At 66.1% G+C, this 21,366-nt stretch carries 17 protein-coding genes; 10 read left to right on the forward strand and 7 right to left on the reverse strand.

The genetic code is table 11. The annotated features are described in order from the left end of the window. Positions 1 to 179: 179 nt before the first annotated feature. Entirely contained in the window at positions 180 to 1,877 is a 1,698-nt protein-coding gene (locus ACFQ9R_RS15445; RefSeq protein WP_378991254.1) for a DEAD/DEAH box helicase, read from the reverse strand. Between the two features lie 481 nt (positions 1,878 to 2,358). Between ACFQ9R_RS15445 and ACFQ9R_RS15450 the strand changes: the two genes are divergently transcribed. The 3 genes from ACFQ9R_RS15450 (at position 2,359) to ACFQ9R_RS15460 (ending at position 5,697) form a co-directional block, all read left to right on the forward strand. After that, positions 2,359 to 3,411, forward strand: a complete 1,053-nt coding sequence (locus ACFQ9R_RS15450; RefSeq protein WP_378991256.1) for an alpha/beta fold hydrolase — start codon at positions 2,359 to 2,361, stop codon at positions 3,409 to 3,411. A gap of 93 nt (positions 3,412 to 3,504) precedes the next feature. Beyond that, a complete protein-coding gene (locus tag ACFQ9R_RS15455) occupies positions 3,505 to 4,935 on the forward strand; it encodes an RNA-guided endonuclease TnpB family protein (RefSeq protein ID WP_378991258.1) in 1,431 nt (476 codons plus the stop codon). Positions 4,936 to 5,007: 72 nt separating this feature from the next. Next, complete coding sequence (locus ACFQ9R_RS15460; RefSeq protein ID WP_378991260.1) at positions 5,008 to 5,697, forward strand: ferritin-like fold-containing protein; 690 nt, start codon at positions 5,008 to 5,010, stop codon at positions 5,695 to 5,697. Positions 5,698 to 5,735: 38 nt separating this feature from the next. On the opposite strand, the gene ACFQ9R_RS15465 is transcribed toward ACFQ9R_RS15460, so the two are convergent. Continuing rightward, complete coding sequence (locus ACFQ9R_RS15465) at positions 5,736 to 6,608, reverse strand: helix-turn-helix transcriptional regulator (RefSeq protein ID WP_378991262.1); 873 nt, start codon at positions 6,606 to 6,608, stop codon at positions 5,736 to 5,738. A 100-nt stretch (positions 6,609 to 6,708) separates the two neighbouring features. On the opposite strand from ACFQ9R_RS15465, the gene ACFQ9R_RS15470 reads away from it, so the two are divergent. Beyond that, positions 6,709 to 7,245 carry a YceI family protein gene (locus tag ACFQ9R_RS15470; RefSeq protein WP_378991264.1) on the forward strand — a complete coding sequence of 179 codons (537 nt, stop codon included), beginning with the start codon at positions 6,709 to 6,711 and terminating at the stop codon, positions 7,243 to 7,245. Positions 7,246 to 7,345: 100 nt separating this feature from the next. After that, positions 7,346 to 7,573, forward strand: coding sequence for a DUF3107 domain-containing protein (locus ACFQ9R_RS15475; protein WP_067450585.1), 228 nt, complete (start codon positions 7,346 to 7,348; stop codon positions 7,571 to 7,573). Between the two features lie 61 nt (positions 7,574 to 7,634). Here ACFQ9R_RS15475 and ACFQ9R_RS15480 read toward each other — a convergent pair whose 3' ends face one another. Further along, positions 7,635 to 8,318, reverse strand: a complete 684-nt coding sequence (locus ACFQ9R_RS15480) for a TetR/AcrR family transcriptional regulator (RefSeq protein ID WP_056812916.1) — start codon at positions 8,316 to 8,318, stop codon at positions 7,635 to 7,637. 195 nt (positions 8,319 to 8,513) lie between these two features. On the opposite strand from ACFQ9R_RS15480, the gene ACFQ9R_RS15485 reads away from it, so the two are divergent. From ACFQ9R_RS15485 to fxsT, 5 genes are all read left to right on the forward strand, one after another. After that, entirely contained in the window at positions 8,514 to 9,602 is a 1,089-nt protein-coding gene (locus ACFQ9R_RS15485; protein ID WP_378991265.1) for a DUF3152 domain-containing protein, read from the forward strand. Between the two features lie 109 nt (positions 9,603 to 9,711). Next, positions 9,712 to 10,893, forward strand: coding sequence for an adenylyltransferase/sulfurtransferase MoeZ (moeZ, locus tag ACFQ9R_RS15490; protein ID WP_378991267.1), 1,182 nt, complete (start codon positions 9,712 to 9,714; stop codon positions 10,891 to 10,893). A 111-nt stretch (positions 10,894 to 11,004) separates the two neighbouring features. Further along, positions 11,005 to 11,856, forward strand: coding sequence for a TIGR02569 family protein (locus ACFQ9R_RS15495; protein WP_378632716.1), 852 nt, complete (start codon positions 11,005 to 11,007; stop codon positions 11,854 to 11,856). A 143-nt stretch (positions 11,857 to 11,999) separates the two neighbouring features. Continuing rightward, a complete protein-coding gene (locus ACFQ9R_RS15500; protein WP_378991268.1) occupies positions 12,000 to 13,250 on the forward strand; it encodes a GNAT family N-acetyltransferase in 1,251 nt (416 codons plus the stop codon). 59 nt (positions 13,251 to 13,309) lie between these two features. Next, positions 13,310 to 15,991, forward strand: coding sequence for an FxSxx-COOH system tetratricopeptide repeat protein (gene fxsT / locus ACFQ9R_RS15505; protein WP_378991270.1), 2,682 nt, complete (start codon positions 13,310 to 13,312; stop codon positions 15,989 to 15,991). A 454-nt stretch (positions 15,992 to 16,445) separates the two neighbouring features. Here fxsT and ACFQ9R_RS15510 read toward each other — a convergent pair whose 3' ends face one another. From ACFQ9R_RS15510 to ACFQ9R_RS15525, 4 genes are read right to left on the reverse strand one after another with little or no spacing between them, the layout of a single operon-like run. Further along, positions 16,446 to 17,471, reverse strand: coding sequence for an SCO2521 family protein (locus ACFQ9R_RS15510; protein WP_378991271.1), 1,026 nt, complete (start codon positions 17,469 to 17,471; stop codon positions 16,446 to 16,448). Positions 17,472 to 17,473: 2 nt separating this feature from the next. Beyond that, positions 17,474 to 18,469: an SCO2522 family protein gene (locus tag ACFQ9R_RS15515; RefSeq protein WP_378991273.1), complete on the reverse strand. Its 996-nt coding sequence runs from the start codon at positions 18,467 to 18,469 to the stop codon at positions 17,474 to 17,476. Beyond that, positions 18,470 to 19,381, reverse strand: coding sequence for an SCO2523 family variant P-loop protein (locus ACFQ9R_RS15520; protein ID WP_378991275.1), 912 nt, complete (start codon positions 19,379 to 19,381; stop codon positions 18,470 to 18,472). A 20-nt stretch (positions 19,382 to 19,401) separates the two neighbouring features. Further along, positions 19,402 to 21,246, reverse strand: coding sequence for an SCO2524 family protein (locus tag ACFQ9R_RS15525; protein WP_378991276.1), 1,845 nt, complete (start codon positions 21,244 to 21,246; stop codon positions 19,402 to 19,404). Positions 21,247 to 21,366: the final 120 nt, after the last annotated feature.

The raw sequence follows: 21,366 nt of genomic DNA on the forward strand, positions 1-21,366 counted from the left end.
GCTCCTTCGTCGCCTACGCCCCGGCGCCTGACCGGCGGCCCGGCCGCGGACCGGCCACTGCGTGGCCGCCGCTCCCTAGGGGTCGCGGGGGCGGGGCTGGGAGTGCTGTCATGGCGGATTCGGAGTGCCATGGCTGTGGCCGTGGGAGGGCGGGGTGAATCGCCCTCCCCGGGGTCGGGTCAGGCGTCTACGGTGGCGGCCGCGTCGGACGCGGTGGGTTCCGCGGGCTTGCGGCGGCGCCTGCGGCGGGCCGGCTTGGCCGTGTCGTCGCCGTCGTTGTCGGCCGGGGCCGATTCGGGGGCGTCGGTGGCGGGCTCGCTCGACTCGGTGGTCGCTGCTTCGCCTGCCTCGGCGGGCTTGCGGCGGCGGCGCCTGCGGCGGGCGGGCTTGTCGCCGTCGGCCGCTTCGTCGGCGTTGTCGGCCGACTCGGTGGTCGTGGTCGACTCGGTGCCCTCGGTGTCGGCCTTGCCACCGCGGGTGCGGCGGCGGCTGCGGGAGGACTTGGGGCGCTCGGTGCGCTCCTCGACTACGGCGTCGTCGTCACGGGTGGGGGCCGCGGGCTTGCGGATCACGCCGGTGATGCCCTCGGGGATGCCGAGGTCGCTGTAGAGGTGGGGGGAGCGCGAGTAGGTCTCGGCGGGGTCGGCCATGTTCAGGCCGAGCGCCTTGTTGATCGACTCCCAGCGGTGCAGTTCGTCCCAGTCGATGAGGGTGATCGCGACACCGGTGCGGCCGGCGCGGCCGGTGCGGCCGATCCGGTGCACGTAGGTCTTCTCGTCCTCGGGGCACTGGTAGTTGATGACGTGGGTGACGTCGTCGATGTCGATACCGCGCGCGGCGACATCGGTGGCGACGAGCACGTCGATGGCGCCCTTGCGGAACTTGGTCAGCGCCTTCTCGCGGGCGATCTGACCGAGGTCGCCGTGCACGGCGCCGACATTGAAACCACGCTCGGCGAGATCGTCGGCCACCTTCTGCGCGGTGCGCTTGGTGCGGGTGAAGATCATCGTCGCGCCGCGGGACTCCGCCTGCAGCACGCGCGCGACCAGTTCGGCCTTGTCCATCGCGTGGGCCCGGTAGACGAACTGCGCGGTGCGATCGTGCACGGCGGAGTCGTTGGCGAGCTCGGCGCGGATGTGGGTCGGCCTGGTCAGGAAGGTGCGGGCGAGGGTGATGATCGGGCCGGGCATGGTGGCCGAGAACAGCATCGTCTGACGCTTGTCCGGCACCATCGACAGGATGCGCTCGATATCGGGCAGGAAGCCCAGGTCGAGCATCTCGTCGGCCTCGTCGAGGACGAGCACGCCGATCTTGCCCAGGATCAGGTGGTTCTGGTTCGCCAGATCCAGCAGGCGACCGGGGGTGCCGACGACCACGTCGACGCCGTCGCGCAGTGCGGCGATCTGGGTGTCGTACGGGCGGCCACCGTAGATGGCGGCGACCTTCAGCGAACCCTGGTGGTTGGTCAGGTACTTGCTCGCGTTCTCCAGGTCCTTGGTGACCTGGATGCACAGCTCGCGCGTCGGCACGATCACCAGCGCGCGCGGGGTGCCGTCGAGCGGGGTGGTGCCGGTGTCGGCGGTGGCGATGCGGTGCAGCAGCGGCACGCCGAAACCGAAGGTCTTGCCCATGCCGGTGCGGGCCTGGCCGATGAGATCCTCGCCGGCCAGTGCCAGCGGCAGGGTCAGTTCCTGAATCGCGAAGGTGCGTTCGATCCCGATCTCACCGAGTGCGCGCACGATTTCTTCGCGCACGCCCAATTCGGCGAAACTCGGCGGGATGTGGGTGTTGTCCAGTTCGGCCGTCAGGAGTGTGTCGGCCAAACCGGGTTCCTGTTCGACAGTGATCTTGCTCAGTGTTCGTGCCTTCCTCGTCATTGCATCTCGCACGCACGAGGTGGGGCGGGCCGGTCGGCCCGCGACGACCACATACCCGCCTGTGATATTCACCGGGCCGGCGCCGGATAACCATCGCCGACCAGGCGTTATGCGTGGTCGTCGAGACGGTGTCATCGGCGCGGCGCTGCGGTGATGCGGATTCGTTGCGCGCACATTTTCTTCGACATTGCTGTCTGGGCAACGCCGCTGTCCGCCCGCGCTGTGCGCCGGTGGAGTGCCACGCCGCGGAGTATGTCCGGGCGTCGAAACTAGCGTTGTCCACGGAGATTGTAGCGTGATATTCTGCGGAATCCGAATTTCGACGTGGTTGAATGCCGCGCGAAAACGGGCTCGCCACGGGATTACCTCAGCACCGGTGGTGTGTCGCAGCGCAATTCATCGGTGCCGGATTTCGCGCGTGTCCACCGGTGTAATCGAGCTCACTGGTACCGGCGGTACTGTGTGTGAGACATTTCTAGTCGTGAGTATCACCGACACCGTCACCACTGCCGCGCGCAACGCGTGGGCGCTGAGCTTCGGCGCAGGCATCGAGCCCGTCGACCCGGCGCCCTCGACCGTGCTGTGGGACGAGCCGCATCGTCTGCTGCGTCGCTACGATACCGAATTCCAGTCTGCGGCAAGCGATTCCGCGGTGTTGTTGGTGCCGCCACTGGCCGCGCCCGCCACCTGCTTCGACCTGCGCCGCGACCAGAGCCTGGCCCGGTACCTGGTGGAGACCGGCCGTGCGCCCTACCTGATCGACTACGGCGACATCTCCTTCGCCGATCGCCGGATGGGCTTCGAGGACTGGGTCCTCGACATCCTGCCCGAGGCGATCCTGCGCGTGAGCGCCGATCGCGGCGGCGCCCCGGTCGACCTGATCGGCTGGTCCGTCGGCGGCATGTTCTCGCTGCTCACCGCAGCCGCGAACCCGGAACTGCCGATCCGCTCGGTCACCGGTGTCGGCCCGCCGCTCGACTACGACAAGATGCTCGGAATTCCGCAGCTGCGCGCGGTCGCCGGCCTCACCGGCGGCTGGGGCTCCACCACGGTTGTCCGTGCCGCGGGCGGCATTCCGGCACCGCTGACCAAACTGGCCTACCGGCTCGCCGCCTACGACCGTGAACTGGCGCGTCCGCGGTTCATCGCCAGCAATATCGCGAACACCGGGACCCTGGCCAAGATGGAATCCATCGACCGCTTCCAGGCCGCCATGCCCGGCTACCCCGGCCGCTTCTACAACCAGCTGTGGGGCCGGATGATGCTGGCCAACGACATCGGTAACGGCAGGCTCGAACTGCGCGACCGGACCATCGAACTCGCCGACGTGCGCGTGCCCGTGCTGCTGATCGGCGGAAAGTCCGACGTGATCACCCCCAAGGCCGCTGTCGAGGCCGGTTTGCGCACGCTGTCGGGCTCGTCATCGGTCACCTACGAGGTCGTTCCGGGCAGTCACCTCGGCATTCTCACGGGACCGGAGGCCCGCGAAACCACGTGGGCGCACCTGGACAAATTCCTGGCCGAACGCGACTGAGCACTGATCGGACCAAGTTCAAGGGGAATCTGAGCTAGGTCGGGTTGGCCTCGAGCAATTCGATGTCGGTGTTCTGTGTCACACTCGCCGATGATGAGCCGCCATACGAGCTTCCGGTATCAACTCGACCCCACGGTCGAGCAAACCGCGGTGCTCGCTCGTCATGCAGGAGCTGCTCGGTTTGCGTTCAACCGCAGCCTCGATGTTGTCACAACGGCCCTCCGCCTCCGTAAGAGCTCACCGGATCATCGGGTGCCGTGGACCGGGTTCGATCTGATCAACGCGTTCAACACCTGGAAGAGGACCGAAGCCGCCGGACGAGTGATCGCGGTCGACGCGGGCGGAACAGCCGAGGTGGTGGTGACCGGGCTGGCGTGGCGGACTGAGGTCTGTCAGCAGGTGTTCGAAGAAGCAGCTGTCGACTGCGGACATGCCCTGAAAGCGTTCTCGGACTCCAGGGCCGGGAAACGTGCGGGTGCGCGGGTCGGGTTTCCTCGTTTCAAGAAGAAGGACAAGACCATCCCGTCGTTCCGGATCCGGAACAAGCACTCCAAGACCGGGCGAACGAAGATCCGAGTCGGTGACAACGACAGTCCCCGGTCGGTGACATTGTCCGGGATCGGTGCGATCCGGGTGCGTGCAGACACTCGCCGGTTGCGGCGTCTGCTTACGAAAGACCGCGCGAGAATCCTGTATGCCACCGTTTCGTATCGGGCGGCGCGGTGGTGGATCAGCCTGACCTGCGAAGCTTCCGATCTGCACCCGGCTCACCGTCATCAGCCGCGAGAACTGGGCGATCACGATGGTTGGGTCGGGATAGATCGTGGGTTGAGTGTGTTCGCTGTTGCCGCGACCGCTGGCGGGGCCGAAGTCACCCGCATCATCGCGCCCAAACCCTTGGCCGCCGCCCTGGACAGGCAACGCCACCTGGCGAAGTCGGTATCACGCAAACAGAAAGGTTCACATAATCACCGGCAAGCCACCACCAGACTGGCCCGTCACCATCACGGGGTTGCCAATATTCGTCGTCACTTCGCCCATCAGGTCGCCAACACGCTGGTCAAGACCCACGACCGGCTCGTAATCGAAGACCTGCATGTGGCGGGGATGGTGCGAAACCGTCGGCTGGCGCGGGCGATCAGTGATGCTGGATGGGCGGATTTCGCCCGGATGCTGACCTACAAGCAAGCATGGCGGGATGGCGTGATCACGGTCGCCGACCGTTGGTTCCCATCGAGTAAACGATGCTCGGCCTGCACGGCGATCAACTCGACGCTGACGTTGGCGGATCGGGTGTTCTTCTGCGAGTGCGGGTTTCGCGGCGATCGTGATCACAACGCGGCGGTCAACCTCGCGCAATGGCCGATGATTCACCAAGACTTCTCACGATCCCCGGACCCCCGAGCAGGAGGCCGGGTCACCAAAGTCCGCCGACAGACCGGATCTGACCGACACTCTGTGAGTGTTGGTGAAACCGGTCTGGTTGACGCGGAAACCGAAGCCCGAACCACGTTAGTGGCATGAGCTGAGGACGCCCGAGAAGGGCGGTGTCTGGAGGCGGTCAGAGCATTCGGACACGCTGTATTGTTGACGGTCATGGGAGCCCAGACCTCTAGCGCGCCGGAATTCTTCTCGACCGAGCCGCTCGCCGCGGACCACGCGGGGGTGACGGAGCTGTTCGCGGTCCTCGCCTACGGCGAGCTGTCCGCGTTCTACCGGCTCGCCGAAGAGGCGAAGCAGGCGCCGTCGCTGCGCGGCCGGATCGGCGTCGCCAAGATGGCCGCCGCCGAGCTCGCGCACTTCGAGACCCTGGAAGCGGCGCTCACCGAGCGCGGCGCCGACGCCGAGGCCGCGATGGCGCAGTACCAGGGCGCGCTGGACTCGTACCACGCCTCCACGGACCCGTCGACCTGGCTCGAGTCGATGGTGAAGTTCTACGTCGCCGACGGCCTGGCCGCCGACTTCTACACCGAGATCGCGGGCGCACTGCCCACCGAGGTCTCCGATGTGGTGCGCGATGTCCTCGCCGAGACCGGTCACTCGCAGTTCGTGGTCGACGAGGTCCGCAGCGCGGTGGCGGCCAGCCGCTCCGAGCGCGACCGCCTCACGCTGTGGGGGCGCAGGTTGCTCGGGGAGGCGATCACACAGGCGCAGTTCGTGATGGCCCAGCGCGACGAGCTGGCCGAACTGGTCCTCGCCGCCACCGGCGATCTCAACGGCATCGCGACCCTGTTCGACCGCATGCAGCAGCGGCACGCGGCCCGCATGGCAGAACTCGGCCTGTAGCTGTTCGGCCCTCGGGTACCCGGCTTGACCGGGGGTGATCAGCCGCCGATCGCGTGGTGCTGGACGAGGCGCAATTCCGGTGTACGGGAGACGGTTTCGCGGGGTAGCCAGATCACGACCTGTTGATCGTTGTCGGCCGCCAGCGTCTGCACCGTGTAGGTGATAGTGCCTCGGGTGGGATGTTCGAAGCCGAGCAGGGTGGGCAGATCCTCCGCGAGACGGTGGGGTTGCCAGCGGCGGGCGAACTCAGGTTCCTCGCACAGGTCGGCGATGAGTTCGGCGACGCGTTCGTCATCGGGGCGACGCAGGCGCGTTCTGGCGAGCTGGTCGGCGAGTTGGTCGGCGAACTGGGCCCAGTCGGTGACCGTGGTGCGGGCGAGCGGATGGCGGAACGTCCACAGGGCCAGGTTGACCAGGTCGGGATTGTCGAGCAGGCCGAGCGGGGCGGCCAGGTCCGACCACGCGTTGTTCCAGGCGAGCACGGTGGCCCGGGGGCCGAGAGCGAACGCCGGGGTGGGGTCGAGCGAGTCGAGCACGCCGCGCAGGGCGGGGGGCACCTGATCGAGGGCGGGATCGAAAGCGGTACTCGGGCACCGGGCGTCGCTGCTGGTGGTCAGGGCCAGCCAGGCGAAATGGCCACGCTCGGTGTCGTTGAACCGCAGGGCGGTGGCGAGTGCGTCGACGACCGCCATCGACGGATTGGTGTCGCGGCCCTGTTCGAGCCGGGCCAGATAGTCGGCACTGACACCGGCCAGCACCGCGACCTCTTCACGGCGAAGACCAGGGGTGCGACGCCTGCCGCCGCCGGGCAGGCCCACGTCGGCCGGATTCAGCTCGGCTCGACGGGCGACGAGAAGTTCCGCGAATGCCGAACGAGCGCCGGGATGATCTGCCATATCTGCGCCTACCATGTCTCGATGGTGCCCGGTCATGGCGTTGTCAGCCACGCCCTGCCAGGACCAGGATAACCGCGGTCTGGTTAACGGACCGCAGTCCGGTCAGGGTGGAGGCATGACTTCCTCGACACAGACCCAGCAGCTGAAGACCGGGTCCTGGGCCCTCGACACCGCCCACTCCTCGGTCGCGTTCACCATTCGCCACCTCGGGATCGCCAAGGTGCGCGGCGGATTCACCCGCTTCCAGACCGAGTTCGCCGTGGACGAGACGGGCGCGGCCACCCTCGGCGCCACCATCGAACTCGATTCCTTCGACACCAGCAACGCCGACCGCGACGCTCACATCCGCCAGGCCGACTTCCTCGACGTCGCCAACCGCCCGACCCTGAGCTTCCGTGCCACCCAGCCGGTCCGGGTCGCCGAAACCTTCACCGTCACCGGCGAGGCCACCCTGGGCGCGATCACCCAGCCGCTGACCCTCGACGTCGAATGGGGCGGCATCGCCGACTTCCCCGACGGCACCCGGCACGCGGGTTTCTCCGCCACCGGCGCCATCAAGCGCACCGACTTCGGCGTCGGCGTCGCTATGCCGGGCATGCTGTCGGACACCGTGAAGATCGAACTCGAGATCGAACTGATCGAGCCCGCCTGATCCCGTTCGCTGACAGCGCACCAGGTGTGGGAGCGGTGGTGTTCGGGCTGCACTAGCCTGGGACCTGACAACACAGGACTCTTACGTTCGGAGGTTGGCCGTGGAGGTCAAGATCGGTATTTCGGATAGCCCGCGCGAGCTCGTGATCAACAGTGCGCAGAGCCCTGATGAGATCGAGGCGCTGGTGTCCGATGCGCTGAGCGGCTCCGCCGGTGTCGTGTCACTCACCGACGAGAAGGGCCGCAAGTTCCTGATCCAGGCCGCGAAGGTCGCCTACGTGGAAATCGGTTCCCCGGCCGTCGGCCGAGTCGGCTTCGCCACGATCTGAGCTGCGAACACAAAAATGCCCCGCCATTTCCGATGGCGGGGCATTTTTCGTCGTTGCGGACTCAGAGGTCCTGGGAGTAGGCCCGCTGGGCGGCGGTCAGCGGCACGTGCTTGAGGCCACCCCAGGCCAGCGACACCGTGGTGTCGACGGCTTCGTCCTTGGGGACCGGGCGGTCGGCTTCGAGCCAGTAGCGCGCCGAGAACTGGCTGGCGCCGACGAGGCCGACAGCAAGGATGCGCGCGCGGTACGGGTCGAGACCCGAGTCGTGGGCGACCAGATCGAACACCGCGTCGACACAGGCCTCGGTGGCCTGCTCGACCCGGCGCTGCACCTGCGGTTCGCTGGTGAGGTCGGATTCGAAGACGAGGCGGAAGCCCTGCATCTCGTTGTCGACGAAATCGAAGTACGCGGCGACCGCGGCCCGCACGCGCTGCTTGTTGTCGGTGGTGGAGCGCAGCGCCTGGCGCACGCTCGACACCAGGATGTCGACGTAGTTCTGCAGCACCGCCAGGTACAGCTCCAGCTTGCTGGCGAAGTGCTGGTACAGCACCGGCTTGCTGACCCCGGCTACCTGGGAGATCTCGTCCATGCCCGCCGCGTGGTAGCCGCGCTGGACGAAGACCTCGCTGGCGGCGAGCAGCAGCTGCTGGCGGCGCTCGTCGCGAGGCAGGCGGGTGCCGCGTTTGGCCGGGACCGTCTCCGGCACCGATCGGCGCGAGGGCATGCGGTCCACGAGGTCAGTCATCTCGGCTCTCTATAGTCGATTCCCCGGGCCGCCGGGTGTGCGGTCGGGTATCCCACGAACGATACTCGCACGGTGTTCGCCCTGCGTCTCGCCCTGGAAATGTAGTACCAGTCCACGGAGTTCGCCGGGCCGTAACCGCGCGATCTCCTCCGGCCGCCCGTACGGCGGATTTGCGCACTGTGAGAATCTGATGGGGTGACCGACCGGACGGATGACCATGCCGACGGCGGGCGCGATGTCGCTCGCTCCACGCAACCCTCCGAGTCCGGTGCTGTCACGTCGGCGCAGGAGGGGCGGGAGTTGCAGGTCTACGACCCGCTCGGGCTCTATCAGCCCGCCGACCGATCCCGCCAGCCGCTGCGTGCCCGCTGGGATCCCACCGACCACGACAACGGCCGCCCGCGCAGCCCGCAGCGGGAGGCGAAGAAGCAGAGCGCGCTCGGTCGATTCGTGTCGGCCTACGGGTGGCGGGCCTACGCGCTGCCGGTGCTGCTCGCCATCACCGTGCTGGTCGTCGTCGACGCGGTGCGCACCGGGCCGATCCCGCCGCCGAGCGATCCCGGCTTCGGCGCGCTGAGTCCCAAGGTGGCGCAGTCCGGCATCATCGGGGCACCTCCCGGCGACGGCAAGTTCCCCGCCGATCTGCCGCTGGGCGCGCTGCCGGAGGGCGGCGACTACGTCGAGCGCGCGGCGGGCACCTGGCATGTGGTGCCGGGCACCAGCGCCCAGGTCGGCGCCGGCACCGAGCGCGTGTTCCGCTACACCGTCGAAGTCGAGGACGGCATCGACACCGCACCGTTCGGTGGCGACGCCGCCGTGGCGAAGATGGTGGAGACCACCCTGGCCAACCCGAAGAGCTGGACCAACGACCCCAAGTTCGGCTTCCAGCGCATCGACGCGGGCCCGGCCGACTTCCGGCTCTCGCTCACCTCTCGCGAAAGCACCCGCGCCGCGTGCGGCTTCGAGATTCCGATCGACTCGTCGTGCTACAACGCCGACCTCGACCGGGTCGTGCTCTCGGAGGTCCGCTGGGTCCGCGGCGCGCTGGCCTTCGACGGCGACATCGGTTCCTACCGGCAATACCAGATCAACCACGAGGTCGGCCACGCCATCGGCTATCACGGCCATCAGCCGTGCGAGACCGACGGCGGCCTCGCGCCGATCATGATGCAGCAGACCTTCGGCACCAAGAACAACGACATCGCCCTGCTCGACCCCCACGGCGTGGTCCCCGCCGACGGCAAGACCTGCCGCTTCAACCCCTGGCCGTACCCGCGCGGCTAGTGGCCTCGCCCATGCGGGACCATGGACGGGAAGAACAGCGCGGCGGGTCTTGTTGTAGACAGCAGAACGGCCACCAGGCCCAGCCGCCTTCAGATACAGGAGTTCTCACGTGTCTCTCACAGGGACGTTGCCGCCGCTGGTTGAACCGGCCGCGGAACTGACCAAGGACGAAATCGCTCGCTACAGCAGGCACCTGATCATCCCCGATCTCGGTGTCGACGGTCAGAAGCGGTTGAAGAACGCCAAGGTCCTCGTGATCGGCGCGGGCGGCCTCGGCTCGCCTGCCCTGCTCTATCTGGCCGCGGCCGGTGTCGGCACGCTCGGCATCGTCGAGTTCGACGAGGTCGACGCCTCCAACCTGCAGCGCCAGATCATCCACGGCGAATCCGATATCGGCCGTCCCAAGGCCGACAGCGCCCGCGATTCCATCCTGGAGATCAACTCCGGGATCGACGTGCGGCTGCACAAGATCCGCCTGGAGCCCGAGAACGCCGTGGACCTGTTCGCCGAGTACGACCTGATCGTCGACGGCACCGACAACTTCGCCACCCGCTACCTCGTCAACGACGCCGCCGTCCTCGCGGGCAAGCCCTACGTGTGGGGCTCGATCTACCGCTTCGAGGGCCAGGTCTCGGTGTTCTGGGAAGACGCCCCCGACGGGCGCGGCATCAACTACCGCGACCTGTACCCGGAGGCCCCGCCGCCGGGAATGGTCCCCTCCTGCGCCGAGGGTGGCGTGCTGGGCGTGCTGTGCGCGTCGATCGGATCGGTGATGGTGACCGAGGCGATCAAGCTGATCACCGGCATCGGTGAGACGCTGCTCGGCCGCCTGATGGTCTACGACGCACTGGACATGAACTACCGCACCATCAAGCTGCGCCGCGATCCGCAGCGTGAGCCGATCACCGAACTGATCGACTACGACGCGTTCTGCGGTGTGGTGTCGGAGGAAGGCACCGCGGCCGCGGCCGGGTCGACCATCACCGCCGCCGAGCTCAAGGATCTCCTCGATGCCGACAAGGTCGAGCTGATCGACGTGCGCGAGCCGGTGGAGTGGGACATCGTCCACATCGCGGGCGCGACCCTGATCCCCAAGGACCGCATCCTGTCCGGCGAGGCCCTGTCCGAACTGCCGCAGAACAAGCCGATCGTGCTGCACTGCAAGACCGGCATCCGGTCGGCGGAGGCGCTGGCCGCGTTGAAGCGCGCCGGTTTCGCCGACGCGACGCATCTGCAGGGCGGCGTGGTGGCCTGGGCCAAGCAGGTGGATCCGTCGCTTCCGGTCTACTGACCCGATAGCTGCCGGTTTGCGACCTCATCGCATATTGCGGTGAGGTCGCAAAGTGGACTATCACAGCGTGCCTTGGGTCGCCTGCGGTGATCGCGGGGTTACGGTACGGCCGTGACCTCAGTCGAACCTCCCGAGCATGTGCGAGCCACATTCGGGCTTCGCGAAGTGACGCCGGTTTCCCTCGGAGACTGGGACGGTGGCTGGCGCATGGGCGACGTGGTGCTCAGCCCCGTCGCCGATCACGCCAGGGCCGCGTGGTCGGCGAAAGTACGCGAACACCTGGCGGTCGACGGGCTGCGGGTGGCCCGCCCCGTCCGCGCCACCGACGGACGCTATGTAGTCTCCGGTTGGCGTGCCGACACCTTCGTGGACGGCGCCCCCGAGCCCCGCCACGACGAGGTCGTCTCGGTCTCCCTGCGGTTGCACAAGGCGACAGCGGAATTGGAACGCCCCCGCTTCCTGGTCCAGCCGCCCGTCGCCCCGTGGGTCGACGTGGACGTGTTCGTCGCCGCCGACCGGGCAGCCTGGGAATCGGTCCCGCTGCGCACCCTGCGCGCGGGCGGTGTCCCCATCGCCGCCACCCCCGACGGCCAGCGTTCCCTCGAACTGATCGGCCAGCTCGCCACGCTGCGCAAACCCGTCCGCAGCCCCGACCAACTCGTCCACGGCGACCTCTTCGGCACGGTTCTGTTCACCGGCGCCCACACCCCCGGCCTCACCGACATCACCCCCTACTGGCGCCCCGCCACCTGGGCCGCGGGGGTCGTCGTGGTCGACGCGCTGGCGTGGGGTGGGGGCGATGACGGCTTACTCGACCGCTGGGCCACCCTGCCCGAATGGCCCCAGATGCTGTTACGGGCGTTGATGTTCCGCCTGGCAGTCCACGCCCTGCACCCGCGTTCCACCCCCGAGGCCTTCCCCGGGCTCGCCCGCACCGCGGACATGGTCCGTTTGGCGCTCTGACGCGAAAACCGCACCGGCGCTGCCTAATCAGTCGCTGTCGGACAAATGCTGAGTGCAGTTCCTCTGATCTCTATGTCAGAGATCAGGTGTGGGCGTCTAGGCTTGACCGCAGGGGTTTCTTGTGCGCGAACGCAGGGGAGTAGATGACCACCGCGGAATCCGTGTGGTACCGGGAGCCGACGCAGGCGGACCTGCCCGATATTCAGGTTGTCGACGGCGCAGCCTTTCATGACCGCTATCCATTCTTCGTCTTCCGCCAGTTGCTGGACGCGCACAGCTCCCGCTGCGTCGTCGCCGTCGAACCCGGCGACGATGAGGACAAGGTGGTCGGGTACGCGCTGACCATCATGGGTGAAGGCGCGAGGGCGTGGCTGATCAGCCTGGCCGTCTCGCCCGATCGGCGCGGGCGCGGCTACGGCCACGGCCTGCTACAGCGCAGCGTCCAGGTGTGCCTCGAGAGGGGCGACGTGGAGGAGGTCTGGTTGACCGTCGACCCGCGGAACATCTCGGCCTACACGCTGTTCGCGGATTTCGGTTTCGTGTTGCGCGAGCACGACGCACAATATTTCGGCGATAGCGAGCCGCGCGACGTACTGGTCTACGAGCTGCACCGTCTACCCGGCGAGCCACCGGTCGGCGCCAGCGAAAACGGCTGGACCGAAATACGATCGGCCGGGCACGACGCGGGGTCAGCGGGCAGGGCGCGGTCATTGCATGCACCGGCCATCGCCGATTCGGCGACCGCGCTACACCCAGGTACTCGATCCGCTGGTGACTTGCAGTCCGGTCCAGTCGCTGCCGGGTTCAATCAAGGCATCTTGACGCGTAACATATTCTGCACCAACATGTTTCGCTTCCTGCTATGCTTGGGCCGCAGTTACGAGAGTGGTCTGGTGGGGGATCTGGCACCCGAACTCAGGCCCTCGTTTGCTGGGGAGCGGGGAGTGGCAATCGTAGAAAACATGCGGGCCGATGAGGCGGACCCCACATGGGAGCGGCTAGTCGGACAGCTTCGGTGGTACAGCGCGCGCAGCAGGTCGGCGCAGCGGTGGTACAGAACTGTGAAAGTTGTCCAGATCTGCGTTGGCGCGATCGTGCCCGTTCTTGCGATGCAGGCATCGGCGGTTGTTACTGCGGCCGTGGCGACCGTCGTCGTTGTCGCAGAGGGAATGCAACAGGTGTTCCAGTGGCACACAAATTGGTTGAGATACCGCGCTACCGCAGAATCGTTGAAGCGTGAGAAGTATCTGTTTCTTTCGGGTGCGGGACCGTACGCGTCTGCGGGCGGCCGCAGTACATTGGCTCAGCGAATCGAGGCCATCACGGCCCAAGAAACATCGCGATGGGAGTCGGACAACGCAGATGATGGTCGTCGTGCCGAGATTTCATCGTAGCGAGTTGAGCGGTATTGACTGGAATGGATGTAACGGAGCGATCTGGCCGGGCCTCGGAAATGAGATATTTCATCAGCTACGCCGGCGCTGACCGTGTCTGGGCTTTCTGGATCGGGCAGCAACTACGCGCGAGCGAGTTCGAGGTAGAACTGGATGAATGGTCATGGAATGTCGGGACCAGCTTCATTCGTAACATCGAACATGCGCTGGCCCAAGCCGACCGAATTATTGCGGTCTGCTCGGCCGCCTACTTCGATGTCGGCTCGTATGGTTCCGAGGAACGCGAGGCGGCGTTGCGACTCGCGCATACAAGGCCGGGGCTGATAATTCCAGTCGTGGTGGGAGATTGTGAATTTCCGCCACTGATCGCAGTTCTCGCGAGGATCAACCTCATCGGACTGGATGAGACTGCGGCTAGAACTAAGCTGCTGGAAAAATTGGCCGGAGCCACGCCTCCGGCGATTGGGTATAAGCCGGAATGGCCAGGAGTCAATGGCAGAGAGAAATTCGTTCGTCCTGGCGAGCGTAGGCGCGGGGATCGTCGTCGGCTCAAGACGGTTTGGAATGTTCCACACCGCAATTCGCGATTTACAAATCGATCGAATATTCTCGGTCGACTCGATAACTATTTCGAGCCGGTAGAAACCCATGCGGTGGCGGCAATATATGGAATGGGAGGTGTCGGCAAGACACAACTCGCGATCGAATACGCTTGGCGTAACGCGCATCGCTACGATATTGTGTGGTGGATTTACGCCGAGCAGGAGGCGCATATCGCTCCCCAACTCGGTGCGCTTATAGAACAATTGGGTCTGCGTTCGAGTGGGTCCGCCACACAGGACGCAAAAATGGCATTGAATTCGCTGCGCCAGTCGAATCGTTCGTGGCTCGTGGTCTTCGATAACGCACCTTCCGTCGGTGCCGTGCGCGAGTGGCTCCCGCCTGGCGCCCGCGGGCACGTGCTCGTCACATCAAGAAGCCCAGAGTGGCGCTCGCTAGGTGAATCTCTAGAATTGAGAGAATTGGCGCTCGCTGACGCGGCCGCATACCTACAATCGCGCACCGGATGTACGGCACTCGACACCGCCACTGCCATAGCCAGCGAAGTCGATTGTCTGCCACTGGCATTAGAACAGCTCGCCGCCCACATTGAGCACATTGGTGTCGACCCAGGCCTCTTCTTGACGAAATTCCGAACTCAGCGAGCTCGCTACCTACGGCGCGGTAGCGACTTCCACTACGGAGGATCAATGGACACAGCGTGGTTGCTCACCCTGGAGAATCTTGAACATAACGCTCCCGCGTCGGCCCAGTTGGTGACGCTCCTGGCCTTTCTGGGCCCGGAGCCAGTACCCCTTGATCTCTTCGTCGAGGGTGCGCGAGCGTTGCCCGAGCCCTTGCGTGCCTCCGTTCTCAGCGAAGACTCGGATGGGCCTGATTTCGACGATGTAGTCGCCGAAGTACTTAGCCTGTCCCTCCTGCGGCGCGACGGCAACGCTCTGATCATGCACCGGCTGATCCAAGACGTAGTTCGCACACGGCTGTCGCCGAGCAATGCCGAGTTGGCTGCCCGCACGATACGTGGCCTCGTCGCCGCGTATCTGTTGCAGTACCGACCTGACCGGCCCGATTCGTGGCCACGCTGGGAACAGCTGGATCTGCATTGGTCTAGCGCGCTAGCGTTCACGGACCAACACGTCACGGTCGCTGAACACGAATTTCGGCAAACGATGCTGAACGGGTGCCGGTACCGATGGGCGAGGGGGAATTACGCCGGAACCAAGTCCTTGGTTGACTCGTTCCTCGGGTTGTGGCGGGCACACCTCGGGCCAAGCGCGATTGAGGTGCTCGAGGCCGAGTGCATCAGTGCTGCAGCGTCATACGATCTCGGCGAATACGGCGTCGCGATGTCGGCCGCTGAGAACCTGACGGTGCGTTGTGGTGAAGTGCTCGGCCTGGAGCATCCGCTGACCCTGACAGCGGCGAGTTGCTTGGCCAGATGCCTGCGCGGGGCGGCCAGGTACGAAGAAGCTACAGAGCTGAATCAGAGCATTCTCGAAGTGCGAACCCGTGTCCTCGGCGAGGATCACCCGGAAACGATCGCGACGGCGTGCAGCCTCGGTCGCTCGCTCGCCGGTGCCGGCAGACTGGCGGAAGCGGAGCAGGTGGATCGTCGGAGTGTCGACATCCGGTCAGCCGCGCTGGGACAACAGCATCCAGACACTCTTGTTGTGACGAACAGCCTGGTTGGCGATCTGCTATTTCTCGGCCGGGTCGAGGAGGCCCACGAGATCGGTGACGTCAACCTGCATGCGCTACGCGACGTCCTCGGTGACAGTCACCCTGACACGCTGAACGCTGCATACAATTTCGCTGGCGTCCTAGCGGCGCGGCGTGAATTCGACGCGGCGCTCGCCCTTGACACTGATACTCTCGACCGCTGCGTCGCGGTTTTCGGAGACGGACATCCCAATACGTGGCATGTTCGAACAAACCTGGCTACCGATTGGGCCGGGCTCGGCAATTATTCGAGCGCGGTCGCGGCTGATCGCGAGCTTCTGGTTGCTTATCAAGGGTTGCTGGGGCATGGTGATCCGGCGACGTTGACAGTGGCGAACAATCTCATGCTCGACTTGCAGGCTGTCGGCGACAGTGACGGCGTCGCCGCACTGAAGGAGGGATTTCCCGATGTCGACGGTGAACGTCGAATGCGGGACTGGTGGTTCTCGCGCGTGCGCTAGTACCGACAGGCGAACCCACAATCGACGTCGGAGACGGAACAGCTGCGTTTCGGCACAGGGCACGAGCGGGTGTTCAACACGGTTCCAGGCGATGATGGGTCCTGGTGTCATCCGCTGATCGCGGGATTGGCCGCAGAAGTCGAACTCCGTGGACCACCGCGGCTCACTCCGACCAGAACACCTTGCTCGCAACGCAATACGAGACGCTGGCCACCGGGGTGTCGGGGTGGGGTGCGCTCGCGCACGCAGTGCGGGCATGGGGCGGTGTCGTGGAGCGGTACCGCACGCCGAGAAATACCGGGAGGCGCGGATCGGAGTGAGCTTGTGCTGAGCCGCCGTCGCACCTTCGAGCCGGGCTGGCGGCGCGGGTCCTGTTCGCGGCCGAGGTGTAGCCGGGCGCGGGTGGATGTCGGTGTTCTTCGCGCTGCTGGTTCGCCGGTTGTTGCGGCTGTAATCACCATCCACCAGCCGGGTTTTCACCGCGCGCGGCATAGTAGGTTGCCACCTCGATTCGGCGCTGCACCTGTTCGATGCGGGCAGTCCACTGTTTGGAGAAGTTGGCCGCTGCCTGCAGGTTCCGCCACAGCGCCCGCATGGCGGTCGGGACCTGCGCGCCCGGCATCCACAGGTGTGCCAGATGTTCGAACACCGGGGCGAGCACGGCGACCTGCTGCCCGTCGCCGAACCCTTCGGCCGCCCGCACCGTCGCGTCGATGACCGTCAGCAGCCAATCATGGGCGGCGACGTCCTGGCAGAACCGCACGGCGTCTGGGAGATCCGCTGCTTCCCTCACCGTGACCCGGAGAGCTCTGGACCGTTCGTCCTCGAGGCGCAGCGACACCGCGGGCCCGGCGCTGCCACCGATGCTGGCGGTCCACCGCAGTCGCGTGGTCGGTGCCCGCAGCGGCGGCCGTTGATCCAGCAGCGATGAGGACCTCAGGTCGTCGAGATGTCGGGCGCAGATCGAGGCGAGATCCAGCGTCTTCGGGCCGGGCGGGGCGAAATAGCCTGCGGCCAATTCCTTGTCGGCGACCGCGCGGTCCGGCAGCTCGCTGATGACCTCTGTCACCCCGACTCGGCCTACGTAATGCGACCAAGGCCGACGTACCTTCTGGTCAGCCTGTACCACGGTGGTGTGCGACGACAGCTGGGCCAACCGGCCGCCCACCAGGACCACGGTCGACTCCACTGTCCCCACCACGCGCGCGGTCGTCGTCGCACCCCATCCGACGTGGCAGTCGACGCCGGTCGCACGACGCGGTGAAAAGGCAAGCTGGCCTGGACGTTCACGGCGTCGAACGGTTTCGCCGGCAACCGTGGCCAGCAGATCATCGGTGGCCCGACCGTCCATGGTCACCGAATGCGGCAGCAGGCAGGTGCGAATCTCGCCGAGCACCACGAGCGGCGTCGGCGTTCCTGACGCGGCGCGGCGCGGCGGCGATGCGGTGCGGGCTGGATTGTCGACCTCTGGGCTCGTCATGGTCAGGTCCCGTCGAGCAACAGATGTCCCACGCGTTCGACGACTTTGGCTGGCACCAGCACCTGCTCGGCACTGCCCTGAGCTGCGACCAGCGCGGCGACATCATCATCCGGCGCGAGATGATCGAGGATTACCCGCACCGCCGACTCGATCAGCAGATAGCGCTTGGGCAGCATCGAGAGCGTCCGATACGCCGTGAACGGCGCGGCGTCCGGATTGAGCCGCATCACCGGGGGCAGGGCAGCCCAGTGGTCCGGCCAATCCCGGTCGGCCGGCCAAAGTTGCGGATCCACCACGGGCGCACCGTGGTAGCGCAGCATGCCAAGGCGCAACAGCTGCCACACAGCGGCCAGGAACTGGCATGACCATCGCCGCGCCGTGTCCCGGTCGTGCCAGAGCTCCACGTCGAGAAAGATCGAATGCTCGCCGCGGCCGTACTCCTGCGGCGGCCGATACGGCTGCGGATGCATGGCCGGGCGCGACGAGCCGTTCTGCTCCCGACGCCCATTGCACAGCCAGCCGGATTCGGTGGTCGGTGGTCGGCGGCCGTTAGCGATCTCCTCCTCCTCGGGCTGGGCGATGAGCCGAGCCGCCACCATCTCCGCGACCGGGACAGCCGCGCCGACGGCGACCCTGCCCGCCAACACCGGCGCTTGGTAGCATGCCGATTCCCGGGCCAGATAGTCGATGGTCAATCCAGCGTCGGCGGCGGCGCTGAGCAGCCGTCCGAGGACGTGGGCCGGTTCGAAGCGGGGTTGGAAGTAGTCGTCGGTGAGGTAGCAGGTGCTCACTCGGGTATCGGGCCCGAATTCGATCCGCGCGGACTCGATGAACGCGGCGACCAGCGGGACCGCGCGCCGGAATTGCGCGCGGACCAAGTCGGTATCGTAGAGGATTTCCTCATGCCGGAAATGGCCGATCTCGATCGACAGGTGGGCCATGGGAAGTGGCGCGATGATCGAATCCTCCGACGCCTCACGATAGGTTGGAAAATTCATCTACTCGATATCCCAGGTCGCCGAATCGGTAAGCCGCCGAGCTAGATCCGTGTACGCCTCGACGGTCGCCGGATTGGCGAGTCGGGCATTGACGTCGGCGTCGAGGATGAGCTGTTCGCGCCACTGCAGCATCGGCTCGATCGGTGTCTGTCCCAGCACCATGGCCGCGCCGATGCCATGGGCAATGGCCAGTTCGCGCAGCGCTTTGGACTGCTCGTTCAGCCAGGCCGCCTGGGGTGGATCCCCCGTGCGCGTCCAGTCCGATGCGGCAACTGCCGTGCGCACGCAACGCGTGGATGCCAGCAGTGCCCCGTCGTCGTGATCCCACAGTGTGCCAGCGTGGACCAGCCCGTGCGATCCGTGCACCAGGCCACCGGCAGCCAGCACATGCTGGCGCGTCCATCGGTGGAAGACCAGCCATCGGTGCACGCGATGCGCCAGCACTGTCGAGGCGGTGGCCCGTAGCGCGATCTCCAGGGCGACTGAGCGGCCGGCGCTGAGGTCGACTATCACCACGGCGAATTCGCTCAACAGCGTGGCGAGCAACTTGGCGGCGCGCTCCACCATGGCTTCGTCACAACCGAATTCGGCGCCGCCCACGTCACCGGGCAGCAGCACCAGCTGACCGGCTCCTGGCTCGGCGCGGCGCAGCTGGGCGCGGTCGGTTTCGCGGCCGATGATCAGCCGCCGCGGCTCGCCGGTCTCTCCGAGCAAATACGAATGCAACCCGTGGCCCTCGTTGGTGCCGCGTTCGGCGTGGCCGATCTCGAACAGTGCGCCCGCCGTCGGAGACCCGAAATCGAAGTCGACATACGCAACTTCGATGCCGCGTAGAGACAGCCGGTAGGCAACGTTGCAGCTGGTGACCGATCGTCCAGTGCCCCCTTTGTCGGAGGTCGCGAAGACCAACATCGAGTCAGTGCACTGGGCGCTCATCGGGTGGCATCCTCCCGGGCGTAGGCGAGTGCGTCGAGCCGCTCGAGTGCATTGGCGGCCAGCGCCTCGGCAGTGTGGGGTCGCTTGGTCAGGACGTCCCCGGCCCGATCGAGTAGCTGCTGGATCGCCGCCAGCTCCTTGAAGCGCGGTGAGTACACGGCATCGCTGACCTGAAGCAACTCTTGATTGAGCAGATGCTCGGCCTCGCCGATCTTGCCGATCGCGGCGTTCACCATCGCCTCCGTGGCGAGCGGGGGTCGTGTGTAGGTGTTGTGCGCGACGACCAGGCACTCCATCATGCGTTCGGTCAGGAACCACGAAGGCGAGGCTTCGGCGGCGTCGCAGTCTGGGCCGAGGTTGTCCCACAGGCCCGCGGAACGCCCGCTGGTGATGGCTCGGTCCTGCATGTGCTCCAAGGCCGCGGCAGCAAGGTCGAGCAGCTGCTCGCGGGTATCCACATCGCGTGCCAGTCGAGCAGCCTGCAGACTGCGTTTGAGCAGCAGTGTCGCGAAGTCGCTCACGTGATAGCCCAGGAGCGGGCCCGGCTCGATGGCCCCAGATACTTTGAGCGTCAGGGTGACTCCGGGATAGTGCAGCAGGGCAGCGGGATCGCCTGGAACTTCACGGTTGATGATTTTCGCCCGCTGCGCCAGCTGGCGCAGCACCGCGACGGTGCGCGCCAGATCGGTGGTGGACTCCCGTTCCAGCAGTTCCTGGATGAGGAAAGCTGTTACCGCGAGGCTGAAGTAGTCCGACTGTTTCCCGTCGGAAGTGCGCCAGGGCAGGTCCTCCAGCGGCCAGCGCCCGGTGCCGAAGCGCGAGATCGTGGACCAGTAGCGCTGGGTCAGTTCCGCGCGACGCTTCAAGGACTCGGCCAGCTGAAGCTGATGTGGCTCTAGCAGAGCGGGTTCCTGAGTGCGCTGGGAGTACAGGTCTTTGATGCCGTCGAGTGCGACGAGGGTGAAATAGAGGTAAGGCTCGGTGACAGCGAAACCGGGTTGAGTTGCAACCCGACTGGTGATCTCGGTGAGGTCACCGGCGTTCGTGTCGATCCCCCACGCCCAGCCGCATTCGAAGGCCCGGTTGTCATCGCGCAGGTCGATATCGGCCGCGTGGCCACTGCGCACATCATTCTCGGCTTGCACGCGGATCTGCTCGAGGGCAGCGGAGTAGTCGGCAAGGACGTTTTTGTCCGGGGCACCGGTCTGGTTGACCAGCTTCAGGATCTCCTGCCCAGCGGGGGAGGTGAATGGCGGTGTGTGGATGACGAAACTCCGGATCAAGCCGATCATCGCTGAGGTCAGCCGACTGCTCACACGGGGGATCAGCGCGACGACCCGCTCGTTCATTCGGCGTGCCTCGCGGCGCACTTCGTGTCCCAGGTACCGCTGCAGACCACGCAGGAAACGCAGCGACGCGATGCACAGACTCAGCGACATCGAATATGAGTCGACCACCTCGAGCTCACGCTGCGCTGCCGACGGTTCCCCGAAGCCCATGTCGCGAAAGTAGCTGCCGCCCGCAAACATCGGCTCCCCGTCGGCATCGGTATAGGCGTCGAAGAACTCCTCGATCTTCGTCACCAGGGCGCCGCCGACCCAAATGTCCTCGCCGAGCACTGCCATCACCGCGGCGATATCATCGGCGGTCGCGATGCTGTCCGGGTCGAGGGCGAAACTCGCCAGCTCGGTCGACGGATACAGCAGGCACATCAGCTGTTCGGCGTCGCTGATCGAATTGCGTCCGTCACGTCCGCCCCAGACCCACCGGTCGTCGCGGAACGAGGTGCGCAGGTGTGCGCGCCAGAGATCCAGAAGTTGTTGCCGCGGTCGGATTCTCATCGGTGCCCCTCCGTACAACTGCACCTCAGTGTGAACGGTGGACCGCGTCCTTGTCCTCGGTTGAGCCGTAATACGTTTCGAGCAACGCTCGAGGATGTGTATTGCGAACTGGCGCAGCAT

Source organism: Nocardia sp. NPDC056541 (assembly GCF_042794235.1).
Lineage (GTDB): Bacteria > Actinomycetota > Actinomycetes > Mycobacteriales > Mycobacteriaceae > Nocardia.